General features: G+C 72.2%; 12 protein-coding genes and 1 tRNA gene. 3 read left to right on the forward strand and 10 right to left on the reverse strand.

The features are described from left to right. Nucleotides 1-14: 14 nt before the first annotated feature. Nucleotides 15-88, reverse strand: a tRNA-Pro gene (locus GFH48_RS07835). A gap of 153 nt (nucleotides 89-241) precedes the next feature. Here GFH48_RS07835 and GFH48_RS07840 point away from each other — a divergent pair. Together GFH48_RS07840 and GFH48_RS07845 are read left to right on the forward strand one after the other, a co-directional pair. Next, nucleotides 242-943 (forward strand): thiamine pyrophosphate-dependent enzyme, encoded by a 702-nt coding sequence (locus GFH48_RS07840; RefSeq protein WP_153287567.1) that lies wholly within the window; start codon nucleotides 242-244, stop codon nucleotides 941-943. A 130-nt stretch (nucleotides 944-1,073) separates the two neighbouring features. Next, on the forward strand, nucleotides 1,074-1,985 hold the full coding sequence (locus tag GFH48_RS07845) for a transketolase family protein (RefSeq protein ID WP_153287568.1): 912 nt from the start codon (nucleotides 1,074-1,076) through the stop codon (nucleotides 1,983-1,985). A 158-nt stretch (nucleotides 1,986-2,143) separates the two neighbouring features. On the opposite strand, the gene GFH48_RS07850 is transcribed toward GFH48_RS07845, so the two are convergent. The 8 genes from GFH48_RS07850 to GFH48_RS07885 all read right to left on the reverse strand — a co-directional run bounded on the left by GFH48_RS07850 (nucleotide 2,144) and on the right by GFH48_RS07885 (nucleotide 10,567). Next, nucleotides 2,144-3,445, reverse strand: coding sequence for an MFS transporter (locus GFH48_RS07850; RefSeq protein ID WP_153292778.1), 1,302 nt, complete (start codon nucleotides 3,443-3,445; stop codon nucleotides 2,144-2,146). Nucleotides 3,446-4,223: 778 nt separating this feature from the next. Beyond that, nucleotides 4,224-4,586: an MmcQ/YjbR family DNA-binding protein gene (locus tag GFH48_RS07855; protein WP_153287569.1), complete on the reverse strand. Its 363-nt coding sequence runs from the start codon at nucleotides 4,584-4,586 to the stop codon at nucleotides 4,224-4,226. A gap of 160 nt (nucleotides 4,587-4,746) precedes the next feature. Further along, nucleotides 4,747-5,283 (reverse strand): GNAT family N-acetyltransferase, encoded by a 537-nt coding sequence (locus GFH48_RS07860; protein WP_228120444.1) that lies wholly within the window; start codon nucleotides 5,281-5,283, stop codon nucleotides 4,747-4,749. Further along, nucleotides 5,280-5,852 (reverse strand): helix-turn-helix domain-containing protein, encoded by a 573-nt coding sequence (locus tag GFH48_RS07865; protein ID WP_153287570.1) that lies wholly within the window; start codon nucleotides 5,850-5,852, stop codon nucleotides 5,280-5,282. The genes GFH48_RS07860 and GFH48_RS07865 overlap by 4 nt, the downstream gene beginning before the upstream one ends. Before the next feature lie 183 nt (nucleotides 5,853-6,035). Then, on the reverse strand, nucleotides 6,036-6,941 hold the full coding sequence (locus tag GFH48_RS07870) for a LysR family transcriptional regulator (protein ID WP_153287571.1): 906 nt from the start codon (nucleotides 6,939-6,941) through the stop codon (nucleotides 6,036-6,038). Nucleotides 6,942-6,972: 31 nt separating this feature from the next. Continuing rightward, complete coding sequence (locus tag GFH48_RS07875) at nucleotides 6,973-8,166, reverse strand: glycine C-acetyltransferase (protein WP_153287572.1); 1,194 nt, start codon at nucleotides 8,164-8,166, stop codon at nucleotides 6,973-6,975. Between the two features lie 10 nt (nucleotides 8,167-8,176). Next, on the reverse strand, nucleotides 8,177-9,205 hold the full coding sequence (tdh, locus tag GFH48_RS07880; protein WP_153287573.1) for an L-threonine 3-dehydrogenase: 1,029 nt from the start codon (nucleotides 9,203-9,205) through the stop codon (nucleotides 8,177-8,179). Between the two features lie 168 nt (nucleotides 9,206-9,373). Beyond that, a complete protein-coding gene (locus GFH48_RS07885; RefSeq protein WP_153287574.1) occupies nucleotides 9,374-10,567 on the reverse strand; it encodes a Gfo/Idh/MocA family protein in 1,194 nt (397 codons plus the stop codon). A gap of 394 nt (nucleotides 10,568-10,961) precedes the next feature. On the opposite strand from GFH48_RS07885, the gene GFH48_RS07890 reads away from it, so the two are divergent. Continuing rightward, nucleotides 10,962-11,444 carry a hypothetical protein gene (locus GFH48_RS07890; RefSeq protein WP_153287575.1) on the forward strand — a complete coding sequence of 161 codons (483 nt, stop codon included), beginning with the start codon at nucleotides 10,962-10,964 and terminating at the stop codon, nucleotides 11,442-11,444. Between the two features lie 77 nt (nucleotides 11,445-11,521). Here GFH48_RS07890 and GFH48_RS07895 read toward each other — a convergent pair whose 3' ends face one another. Then, a complete protein-coding gene (locus GFH48_RS07895; RefSeq protein WP_153287576.1) occupies nucleotides 11,522-12,112 on the reverse strand; it encodes a GAF domain-containing protein in 591 nt (196 codons plus the stop codon). Nucleotides 12,113-12,181: the final 69 nt, after the last annotated feature.

Raw genomic sequence — 12,181 nt, forward strand, 5'->3', positions numbered from 1 at the left:
TACGACTTCAAAAGTCGGGACGACAGGATTTGAACCTGCGACCCCTTGACCCCCAGTCAAGTGCGCTACCAAGCTGCGCCACGTCCCGTTGCCCGTCTGACCTGGGGTTTCCCCGTGGCCGAACGCGCACCGAAACAATACCGCACTCACACCCATGGTCGCGCACCCCTTTCCTCGGGGCCGGCGGAACCTCCGGCCCGCGCTTGACCTGAACCTTGGTCGAGGTTGCACGATCGTCACCATGACGATCACGACGGAACGCCATCGGGGCCACCGGGATCTGCCCCGCCTGATGGGGCTGATGACCGGCGACGAGAAGCACGGACCGGCGGCGACCTCCACGCTGGACGCGCTGTGGGTGCTCTACGACCGGGTGCTGCGGGTCACTCCCGGGCGGCTGGACGATCCGGGGCGGGACCGGTTCCTGCTCTCCAAGGGACACGGGCCGATGGCGTACTACGCGGTGCTCGCGGCCAAGGGCTTCCTGCCCGTCGAGTGGCTGCCGGGTTTCGGCTCCTACGACTCGCCTCTCGGGCACCACCCCGACCGGGTGCTGGTCCCGGGCGCCGAGATCGGCAGCGGATCGCTCGGACACGGACTGCCGATCGCCGTCGGCACCGCACTGGGTCTGCGCGCGCGGGGGCTCGACGAGCCGCGTGTCTGGGTGCTGACCGGCGACGCGGAGCTGGACGAGGGCAGCAATCACGAGGCGATCGCGTACGCCGGGCCCGCCGGGCTCGACCGGCTGCACACCGTCGTGATCGACAACTCCTCGGCCAGTCACGGCAGGCCCGGTGGTATCGCCGCCCGGTTCGAGGCAGCGGGATGGTCCGCCCTGTCCGTCGACGGCCGCGACCACGAGGCGCTGTACGCCGCCTTCACCGCGCCTCATCCGGGGCGGCCGCACGTCGTCGTCGCCCGGGTCGAGCCGAAGGCCGCCTGAGCCGCCGTCCCGCGCGCACCGGAGCCGTCACCACCCGTCCCGCCACCCGCCGGTCCCCTCGCCACCCGCCCGTCGCCACGGGGACCGTCGTCGTTGGTTCATCCCGCACGCCGTCGAAAGGACCACCCCCATGGACACCATGCGTGACCGTTTCGCCCCCGTCGTCTCCCGGCTCCTCGACGAGGACCCGCGGGTCGCGGTCGTACTGGCCGAGATCGGCAAGGACGGCTTCGCGGAGGCCATGGCCAGGCATCCGGAGCGGGTGATCAACGTCGGCATCCGTGAACAGCTCCTCGTCGGAGCGGGCGCGGGCCTGGCGCTCACCGGACTGCGGCCCGTCCTGCACACCTTCGCCAGTTTCCTCGTCGAGCGTCCCTTCGAACAGGTGAAGCTCGACCTCGGTCATCAGGACGTGGGTGCGGTACTGGTCAGCGCCGCCGCGTCCTTCGACTGGCCCGCCGGGGGCTTCACCCACATGGCACCCGGCGACGTGGCACTGCTCGACACCCTGGACGGCTGGACCGTACACGTCCCGGGGCACCCCGACGAGGCCGAGACCCTGCTGCGGCACGCGGTCGCCGCCGGCGACGACAAGGTGTACGTGCGGCTGTCGACGCAGTCCAACGCGCGGGGCCGCGCGGTCGACGGGGTACGGACGCACACGGTCCGCGAGGGGCGCGGCGGCGTGGTCGTCGCCGTCGGGCCGATGCTCGACGCGGTGCTCGACGCGACGGAGACGCTCGATGTCACCGTGCTGTACGCCACCACCGTCCGGCCGTTCGACGCGGCGGCGCTGCGCCGCGCCACGGAGGCCGCGGGCACCGGCGTCGTCCTCGTCGAGCCCTGCCTGGCGGGCACGTCCACGGCCGCCGCGGGCGACGCGCTCGCCGACGTACCCCACCGCGTGCTCGGCCTCGGCGTCGGCCGCCGCGAGCTGCGCAAGTACGGAACCACCGACGAGCACCTGACCGCGCACGGCCTCGACGCGGGGTCCCTGCGGGAGCGGATCGGCGGTTTCCTGCGGGCTCCGGGGGACGCCTGACCGCGGCGTCGGCGACCTGGGCCACGCTTTCCCGGCGTCCCGGGCTGATCCGGTCCGGCCCGTTCCGGTCCGTTCCGGTCCGTTCCGGTCCGGGACGAGAGCGACCCGGGGTCACGGGCACTCCCGGGGGCACGTGGCCGGTGAGGCTTTGTCAGTGGTCAGGGGTCAGGGGGGCCGGGTCGCGCCGGGCGGCGTGCTGCCGGGGCCGTACGCGTCGGCGGTACCGCCCGGTCGACGCGCGGCAGGTCGCGGACGGCGGGCACCAGGAGCAGGGACGTGCAGACGAACAGGGTCATCACTCCGGCCACGAGGAGGACGTTGTCGGCGCCGAGGACCGACGCGGCGGGCCCCGCCAGCGCCTGACCGAAGGGCATCATCGCCAGGGACCCCGCGACGTCGTAGGCGTGGATGCGGTTGAGGACGTCGGGGGCGACCTGGGTCTGCACGCTGGTCGCCCACATCACGCCCCAGAACGACATGCCCGCACCCGCGATGACCGCTCCGGCCGACATGGCCGGGACTCCGAGGCGCGCGCCGACGGACGCGGGGAAGCACGCGAAGGCGAACAGGGCGATCGAGCCGGCCCGCAGCATGCGGCGGGGGCGCAGCCGCAGGGCCAGCAGGCCGCCGATGACGGTTCCGGCGCCGAGCGCCGAGTTGACCAGACCGTAGGCCCCCGCGCCGTACCGCTGGACCACCTCCGTGGCCACCAGCGGGACGGTGGGACCCGAGATGAAGAGCATGTACACGCACCAGATGACGATGACCGCCCACAGCCAGGTCCTCGCCCTGAACTCCCGCCAGCCCACGACGAGATCGGCTCGGAAGCTGCCACCGTGCGGACGGCTCCCGGGCGCGGCCGGGGGGAGGCGGAGCAGGAGCAGGCACAGGGCGCTCAGCGCGTACGTCGCCGCGTGCGCCGCGAAGACCCCGCCGGCCGAGGAGAACGCGACCAGCAGTCCGGCGAGGGCGGGGCCCGCGAGCTGCGCGGAGGACTCCGCGATCCGGATCGCACCGTTCGCCCCCTGCACGTCGGCCGCCAGGCGCGGCACCGTGCTGGCGACGCCCGGCTGGAAGACGGCTCCGGCCGCGCCGTTGACCGCGCCGATCGCGCAGATCTGCCAGAGGAGCACATGGCCGGTGAAGAAGAGCCCCGCGGCGAGGGCCTGGGTGACCAGGCGTACGAGGTCGGCCCCGATCATCAGCTTGCGCGTGCTGAACCGGTCGGCGATGACGCCGCCGAAGATCACCAGCCCGGCGAACGGGGCGGCGGACGCGGCCATCGCGAGGCCGATGGCTCCCGCCCCGTAACCGTGCTGGAGCAGTCCGGCGGCGAGTGCCACCGGGAGCATCGTGTCGCCGAGCCGGGCGAGGGCGCGCGCGACGAAGAACAGCGCGAAGTCCCGGGACCAGACCGGCGCGAGGCCGGCCGCGGCGGCGGGACGGTTGCCACCGGGGATCTTCGCCGGGGGCGAACCCGGAGGCACGAGCGGGTCGACGTCCCGGTCCTGCGCGCCCGGGAAGTCGTCGGCGCCCAAATCCCCGGTGGGTCCCAGGCCCAGCGAGCCGGTCGCGGGGGCCGACGCGCGTCCGTCCGATGGCACCGCACCGTCCGCGCACACCACCCCGGCACACGCCTCGGCCGCGGGACTCCCCGCCGCCCGGTCCCGCGTCATCGACCCCCCGATGGTGAGGTCCCCGCGGTTCGGAGCCTCGTGCTCCATGGGTATCCCATGGCCCAGCGGCATCTCGTGGCCCATGGACATCTCGTGGTTCATGGGTATCTCGTGGTTCATGGGTATCTCGCGGCCCGGCGGCATCTCGTGGCCCATCCGTGTGCCGTGGGCATCGGGCATCCCGTGGCCCATCGGTGCGCCGTCGCTCATCGGTGTCCCGGCGGCCGTCGCCATGCCGTGGCCCGTCGGTTCCTCGTGGCCGGTCGGCCCGGGTCGGGGACCTTCGCCGGCGGGTCTCCGGCGCGTCCCCCGGCTGTCGCCCCGCACCGGATCCTTCGCGTTCTCCGCGTTCTCCCCGTTGTCCCCGTTGTCCCCGTTGTCCGCGTTCTCGCCGGCCGGCGATCCGGACCGCGACGGCTCACCGCTTGGTGACGTCCCCTGCATCCCGCCCGTGCCCCTCGCCTGCCGTCGCCCCGCGGCTCCCCCCGCGAACCGGGCGTCCCTGCCGCCGCTCCGGCACCCGGATCATGTCACGCGGGCGCACTTCGCGACCGAGGGATTTTCACTGGTCCGCGGGGAGCCCCAACGCCGGGTGGGAGTCGAGCAGTCGGGGCGGAGCGGCCTGCCGCCAGGAGTCGGCGAGGATGTCACGGAGTTCGGCGTCGTCCTCCAGGGCCGCGAGCCGGACCCGGACCCAGGCGAAGCCCGCCTCGTGGTCGGCGATCCAGAACTTCCGGGGCTCGGCCAGGGCGAGTTCGTCGCGCTCCTCCTTGGGGCAGCGCACGGCGATGGAGGTCTCCTCCTCGGGCAGGGTGGCGAACATCTTCCCCGCGACCCGGAAGGTGGGCATGCTCCACGCGGTCTTCTCCGTGGTGTCCGGCAGGGACAGGGCGATCCGGCGTACGTCTTCGGCGTTCGGCGACATGGGAGGCACGGTAGCCAATGGCACCGACACACCGGCGCTGACCTGGGCCGACCTCTCCCGGCTCACGCGGACCTGAACCGACTGACGCGGACCTGCGCGATCGGAGGGACGGCCGGCGAGGGTCGGCCCGCCCTGGTCCGGGAGGGGCCGGCGCGGTATCTCACGGAGCCGCGGCGGCGGCTCCCACCCGCTTGTAGAAGATCGTCGTCGGGCGCAGCACTCCCGTGGGAGTCGTCGCGTAGTCGGGTATCGCCCCGAGAGGGGTCCAGCCCGCGGACAGGTACAGGGTCTCGGCGGGGCTGCCCGTCTCCGTGTCCAGGTGCAGGAGGGTGACCCCGGCCTCGGCTGCCGCGCGCTCGGCGGTGGTCAGCAGTGCGCGGCCGACTCCTCTCCCCCTTCCGTCCGGGTGCACCATCAGTTTCACCAGCTCGGCACGGTGGCGGCTGTTGGGTTTGTCCGCAAAGGCCAGGCCGATCGTGCCGAGCACGCGGTCCGCGCCGCGAGCCACCCACACCGCGAGGTGGCCGGCCGACACCCCGGCCGCACGCCCCTCCCACCAGGCCGCGGCCGACGCGCGGTCGAGCGGCGCGAGGAAGCCGACCGAGGCCCCGCCGTCCACGGTGTCGGCCAGAAGGCCGGCCAACTCCTCAGCGTGGGCGAGGACTTCGGCCGCGCTCAGTCGGGAGACCGCGGTCACGGGCCCACCACCACCAGCGCGTACCGCACGTCCTGCGGGCCCGGGCAGCGGAAGCGGGTCGGGCCCCACACCCGCAGCCGGAGACAGTCACCGGCGCCGAGGTGGTGCCCGACGTCCCGCGCCGTCACCTCCAGCGCCCCGTCGAGCACCCAGATGTGCTGCTCCAGTCCGGGCACGGGAGGCCGGTCGTAGGCGATGTCGGCACCGGCCGCGAGCCGTCCCTCGACGAGTTCGCCGCGCAGCCCGGTGTGCGGCGGGGACACCGACCGCCGTACGAAGCCGGAGGCGTCGTCCCTCCAGACCGACTGGTCGGCCGCCCGCACCAGCCCGGCGGGTTCCGTCTCGACCTCACTGAGCAGCTGCGACATGGTCCGCCCGTACACGGCGCACAGGCGGTTCAGGAGCGAGGCCGTGGGGCTGATCTCGGCGCGCTCGGCCCGGGACAGGGTGGACCGGCTGACCCCGCTGTGTTCCGCGAGTTCCGCCAGCGACCACCCCCTTTCGGCCCGCAGCTCGCCGAGCCGGACCCCCAGGCGTACGTCGACGGCGTCCCGCACCTCGATTCCCATATTCGGGATGTTATCCCAGATACGAAACAGGAAGAACGCCGGACCGACAGCGGGACCAGGAGCGGTAGCCGTAGCGGTAGCCCTGGGGACAAGGGGCGTCAGGGGACGCCGGGAACGTCAGGGAACGTCAGGGAACGTCAAAGGACGTCAAAGGACGCCGGGAACCAGTGACCTCAGGGAACGTCACTCCACGGTCGCGGCCCGCGCCAGCGCGTCCAGCACCGGGCGGATCAGCGGATGCCCCTCGGCGCCACGCCGTACGGCGGCGAAGACCCGGCGGGTGGGCGCGACTCCGTCGACGGGGCGTACGACCACGCCCGTGAGATCCATGCCGATCAGGGCCGAGCGGGGCACCAGCGCGACGCCCGCGTCGGCGGAGGCGAGGGCGACGACGGCGCGGAAGTCGTCCGAGGAGTGTTCGAGGCGCGGCTCGAATCCCGCGTTCTCGCAGGCCAGGACCACCACGTCATGGCAGGGATTGCCGGGGTACTGGCCGATCCAGGGGTCCTTGGCCAGCTCGGCGAGCGGCACCTCCTCGGCGTCGGACAGGCGGTGGGTGACCGGGACCACCGCGTCGAACGGCTCGGCGTACAGGGGCACGTGGGTCAGCCGCGGGTCGTCCGCGGCCGGGGCGCCCCGGTACTCGACGGCGACCGCGATGTCGACCTGCCGGTCGAGCACCATCGGCAGGCTGGCGTCGCCCTCGGCGTCCTGCACCCGGACGTGGATACCGGGCGCGGTGACGGCGAGGCGGACGAGGGCGGGTGCCACCACGAGGCCGATGCCGGTCGCGAAGGCGGCGACGGTGACCGTGCCCGCGGAACCCGAGCTGTAGGCCGCCAGCTCGGCCTCCGCCCGTTCCAGCTGGGCCAGCACCGCGTGGGTGTGGCCGAGCAGGATCTCACCGGCGGGAGTCAGCCGTACGCCCTTCGCGCCCCGCTCGACGAGCCGGTGCCCGGTCTCCTGCTCCAGGGCGGTCAGCTGCTGGGAGACCGCCGAGGGCGTGAGATAGAGCGCGGCGGCCGCCGCCGTCACCGTGCGGTGGTCGGCCACCGCACGGAGGATGTGGAGCCGCCGCGCTTCGATCATGCGACCGATTCTCTCAGGTCACACGCGACTTTCAGCCGTCGAGCTCCGCCCGCGCCGCCACGAACGCGTCCACCGCGCGGTTCACGTCGTCCGTCGAGTGCGCGGCGGACAGCTGTACACGGATACGGGCCTTGCCCTGCGGAACGACCGGGTACGAGAAGCCGATCACGTACACGCCACGCTCCAGGAGCAGTTCCGCCATGCGCCCGGCGACGGAGGCGTCACCGATCATGACCGGGGCGATCGCGTGGTCGCCAGGGAGGATGTCGAAGCCCTCGGCCGTCATCCGGGAGCGGAACAGCGCGGTGTTCTCGGCGAGCCTCTCGCGCAGGTCGCCCGCCGACTCCAGGAGGTCGAGGACCTTCAGGGAGGCCGCAGCGATCACGGGGGCGAGTGTGTTGGAGAAGAGGTAGGGGCGCGAGCGCTGGCGCAGCAGGGCGACGATCTCGGCGCGGGCGGCGACGTAGCCGCCGGACGCGCCGCCGAGTGCCTTGCCGAGGGTGCCGGTGATGATGTCGACACGGTCCATGACGCCGTGCAGCTCGGGGGTGCCCCGGCCGCCGGGGCCGACGAAGCCGACGGCGTGCGAGTCGTCGACCATGACCATCGCGTCGTAGCGGTCGGCGAGGTCGCAGATCTCCTTCAGGGGAGCGACATAGCCGTCCATCGAGAAGACGCCGTCCGTGACGATCAGCCGGCGCCGGGCGTCCGACGCCTCCTTGAGCTGCGCCTCCAGGTCGGCCATGTCACGGTTGGCGTACCGGAAGCGGCGCGCCTTGGACAGGCGGATGCCGTCGATGATCGAGGCGTGGTTGAGGGCGTCGGAGATCACCGCGTCCTCGGCGCCGAGCAGGGTCTCGAAGACGCCTCCGTTGGCGTCGAAGCAGGAGGAGTAGAGGATCGTGTCCTCCTGGCCGAGGAACGCGGACAACCGCGCCTCCAGCTCCTTGTGCACCTCCTGGGTGCCGCAGATGAAGCGTACGGACGCCATGCCGTAGCCCCAGCGGTCGAGGGCCTCGTGGGCGGCGGCGACGACCTCGGGGTGGTCGGCGAGGCCGAGGTAGTTGTTCGCGCAGAAGTTGAGGACCTCGCCGGGACGGCCGCCGGAGGTGACGCTCACGGTCGCGGACTGCGGGGTGCCGATGACGCGCTCGGGCTTGTGCAGCCCGGCGGCGCGGATCTCGTCGAGGGTGGTGCGCAGATCGTCGCGTACGGAATCGAACATCATCAGTTCCTTAGAGGGTCCAGTCCAGAATGACCTTGCCGCCGCGGCCGGCGGCCGCGTCGGCGAACGCGGCCTCGTGGTCGCGGAAGCCGTAGCGGCCGGTGATCACTGGAGCGAGGTCGAGGCCGCCTTCGAGGAGCACCGACATCGCGTACCAGGTCTCGAACATCTCCCGGCCGTAGATGCCCTTGATCGTGATCATGGAGGTGACGATCCGGGACCAGTCGACCGGGAACTCCTGCGCGGGCAGGCCGAGCATGGCGATCCGGCCGCCGTGTGTCATGTTGGCGATCATGTCGCGCATCGCCTCGGGGCGGCCGGACATCTCCAGGCCGATGTCGAAGCCCTCCCGCAGCCCCAGCTCGCGCTGGCCGTCGGCGATCGTCGCGGTCGACACGTTCAGGGCGAGACTCGCCCCTATCTTGCGCGCGAGTTCGAGACGCTCCTCGCTGACGTCGGTGACGACGACGTTGCGCGCGCCCGCGTGCCGGGCCACCGCGGCGGCCATCAGGCCGATCGGTCCGGCGCCGGTGATCAGTACGTCCTCGCCGACCAGCGGGAAGGAGAGCGCCGTGTGCACGGCGTTGCCGAACGGGTCGAAGATCGCGGCGACGTCGAGGTCGACGGGGACCCGGTGCACCCACACGTTGGTGGCGGGCAGGGCGACGTACTCGGCGAACGCGCCGTCGCGGCCGACGCCGAGACCGACCGTGGCACGGCAGAGGTGGCGGCGTCCGGCCAGGCAGTTGCGGCACTTGCCGCACACCAGGTGGCCTTCGCCGCTGACGCGGTCGCCGGCGTTGATGTCGACGACGTCCCGGCCGGTCGCGACGACCTCGCCGACGAACTCGTGGCCGAGCACGAGCGGCGTGCTGATGGCCTGCTGCGCCCAGCCGTCCCAGTTGCGGATGTGCAGGTCGGTGCCGCAGATCCCGGTCCTGAGGACCTTGATCAGTACGTCGCCGTGGCCGATCTCCGGCTCCGGTACGTCCACGAGCCAGAGCCCGGGCTCCGCCTTCTCCTTGACCAGCGCCTTCACGCAACGGCTCCTGTGGGTGAGGCCCCGGGGCAGGGCACGCCGAAGAGGCCCGTACCGGGGAGAGGGGTGTATTCCCTGAGGAATCTGCCGTACGACCGTAGTCCCGGTCCATCGAGGTTTTCTTAAACGCGGCCGCAGCTTTCCTTCACACAGCGGATTCCCTGGCCCCTACGCCTTCCCCGGTGTCTGCCCCCGTTCGAAGTAGGCGAGCAGTTCGGGGTCGGCGGCGGGCACCTCGCGCGCGGTGCCCCCGTCCCGCAGTGACTCCGTGGCCCGGAATCCGGCGGCCACCGCCATGCGCGCGGCGACCGGGGAGGTGTCGGTCCGTCCTCCTTCGCGCACGAACCGGAGGAACTCGTCGATCAGCAGCGGGTCGGCGCCACCGTGTCCGGCGTCCTCGCCGGTCTCCGGCACCGGATACTCGGCGTCGGGCCGGGCCCGGTAGCCCGAGCGGTGGCCGTTCCAGACCTTCACCACGGCGCCGGGCCCGTCCCCGAAGTTCTCCAGCCGGCCCGCGTCGCCGATCGCCGTGTAGTTGCGCCAGTAGTCGGGGGTGAAGTGGCACTGCTGGTAGGCCGCCAGTACGCCGTTGTCCAGGCGCAGGTTGACCAGCGAGACGTCCTCGACGTCGATGACCGGGTTGAGTGCCCGCTGGGTGTGCGGGGGCCAGTGGCCGTTCTCGGTGTACCAGTCGTCCGTCCTGGGCTCGCCCGGCGCCCGCCGATGCGGGTTGTCCCCGTACACCATCAGGTCTCCGAGCGCCTGCACCTGCCGTGTGCAGCCGCCGGCCAACCAGTGCAGTACGTCGATGTCGTGGGCGCCCTTCTGGAGCAACAGGCCGGTGGTGAAGCGGCGTTCGGCGTGCCAGTCCTTGAAGTACCAGTCGCCGCCGAAGCCGACGAAGTGCCGGACCCACACGGTCTTGACGGTCCCGACGGCGCCGCCCCGGACGAGGTCGCGCATCAGACGGATCACCGGCATGTGGCGCATGTTGTGGCCGACGTAGAGGCGGGTGCCCGTCTCGAACGCGGTGCGCAGCACGGCGTCGCAGCGCTCGATGGTGATGTCCAGGGGCTTCTCGACGAAGACGGGCTTTCCGGCGCGCAGTGCCTCGCATGCCAGGTCGGCGTGGGTGTGGTCCGGGGTGAGGACGAGCACCGCGTCGACATCGGGGTCGTGGACGACCTCGCGGTGGTCGTCGACGGTCCGGACGCCGGGGATACGGGCGGCGGCGGCCTCCCGCAGCAGCGGGTCGTGTTCGGCGAGGACGGTCACGCGCGAGCCCCGGCCGGGGCGGTGAGCGGTGAGCGCGAGGGGCCCGCGCAGGCCGAAGCCGAGAACGCCGAGACGCAGATCGGTCATGGGGTGCCTTCCGGGCCGTGTCGGGTGGCTCGGGCACAGCGTTCCTCCGCGGGGGCGGGGTCAACCCCTCCCGGCGGACAGCTCGGACATGCGTCTCTGAGAAAAAGTCCTGTACGCGGCCTCCGGAGCCGTGCGCGGCCCGCAACCTGGCCGCGCGTGGATCCGGCCCCGAAGCAGAAATGGAGCGTAAAGAGTCTTCCTGAGGAGAACAAAGGAATCACTCACCACGGGGCGCATCTCCAGCCACATGAGCCAAAAACGGGCTACGGCTCGGAGCCTGACGATCCATTGGCGATGGACCACGCACATACCGAACTCCAGAATGCACAGCGGCGCGGACCCACCGGGGGACCGCCCGTGCCCGGGGAAGGATCCACACGTCCAGGACCGCAGCGTGCTGGCTCAAGGCAACGTGCGCACCGTCCTGGTCTCCGCCGGCGCCGCCGACCTGTTGAACTGCACCAGCAGCGCCGACACCTGCGTCACCGACGTGGAGAGCGGACTGGCCTCCCTCGACAGCCAGTTGAGCTCGTACTCCACCGACGACAGCCAGATCTACGTCGACCAGCAGCCGATCACCCAGAACTCCGACATCACCGTCTGTCTCGCCACCGTCGCGCCGTTCACCGCCGCACACCCCGGCACCGCGGCCCACGAGCCCGCCCGCGAGCAGGTCAACGCCCACCTGCTCGACAATTGCCCCGGGCAGCTCATCGACTTCGCCGCAGCGGTCTCCACCGACGGCACCGCCACATCCTCGACCGTCAAGGCCGCCGACCTCTCGGAAGGCAACCCGTCCGACGCGTACTACGCCGACCTCGCGGCCCGATACGTCGACGACGTCGACTCCGGCGCACTCATCCACCCGCCCAACTGACCCCACCACCGCGACCAGGCCCCGCCGCTCCCACCAGGTGCGCAAGGCCGCGCGGGAGCCGCCGGCGCCGGATGGCCTCAGAACCCGGCGCCGCCCTCCCGCTGTCCGAGCTGCTCGACCAGTTCCGCCGCCATCGTCTTGATGGTCTCCAGGCCCGCTCTGCCCCACGGGCGCGGTTCGAGGTCGACGACGCAGACGGTGCCGAGGGCGATGCCCGTGCGGTCGATGAGCGGGGCGCCGAGGTAGGACCGGACCCCGATCTCGTCGACGACCGGGTTGCCCGCGAAGCGCGGGTAGTCGCAGACGTCCTCCAGCACCAGCGCCCTGCGGCGGACCACGACATGGGGGCAGAACCCGTAGTCGCGGGTCATGTAGCGGCTGACACCGTGGTGGGTGCCGTCCGCGGAGGCCGGGACCGGCCGGGTGGCGGAGACGTTCCCGTCCGGGGTGTGCAGGCCCGCGAAGAACTGCCGGTTCTCGTCGATGAAGTTGACCATCGAGTACGGCACCGCGGCGACGTCGGCGAGCCGGTCCGCGAAGGCGTCGAAGGCGGGCTCCGTGTGCTCCCCCAGGCCGAGCCGGCGCAGTCGCCGGACCCGGGCGGGGGCGTCCTTGTCCTCCGGGGTCAGCAGCAGCCGGCCGGCCGGGCGCGGTGGGTCGTAGCTCATGGACGGACTCCGTGGTGGGGGCCGGGTGTCATGTGCGGGCTCCGTGGTCGGGGACATGGGGCATGTGCG

The sequence above is a fragment of the Streptomyces fagopyri genome, from assembly GCF_009498275.1.
Lineage (GTDB): Bacteria > Actinomycetota > Actinomycetes > Streptomycetales > Streptomycetaceae > Streptomyces > Streptomyces fagopyri.

Excerpts from the sequence above, each read along its gene's own strand:
- GFH48_RS07870 (WP_153287571.1), bottom strand. The coding sequence starts at position 6,941 with ATGATCGAAGCGCGGCGGCTCCACATCCTCCGTGCGGTGGCCGACCAC.
- GFH48_RS07895 (WP_153287576.1), bottom strand. The coding sequence starts at position 12,112 with ATGAGCTACGACCCACCGCGCCCGGCCGGCCGGCTGCTGCTGACCCCG.
- GFH48_RS07865 (WP_153287570.1), bottom strand. The coding sequence starts at position 5,852 with ATGGGAATCGAGGTGCGGGACGCCGTCGACGTACGCCTGGGGGTCCGG.
- GFH48_RS07885 (WP_153287574.1), bottom strand. The coding sequence starts at position 10,567 with ATGACCGATCTGCGTCTCGGCGTTCTCGGCTTCGGCCTGCGCGGGCCC.
- GFH48_RS07875 (WP_153287572.1), bottom strand. The coding sequence starts at position 8,166 with ATGTTCGATTCCGTACGCGACGATCTGCGCACCACCCTCGACGAGATC.
- GFH48_RS07855 (WP_153287569.1), bottom strand. The coding sequence starts at position 4,586 with ATGTCGCCGAACGCCGAAGACGTACGCCGGATCGCCCTGTCCCTGCCG.
- GFH48_RS07845 (WP_153287568.1), top strand. The coding sequence starts at position 1,074 with ATGGACACCATGCGTGACCGTTTCGCCCCCGTCGTCTCCCGGCTCCTC.
- GFH48_RS07840 (WP_153287567.1), top strand. The coding sequence starts at position 242 with ATGACGATCACGACGGAACGCCATCGGGGCCACCGGGATCTGCCCCGC.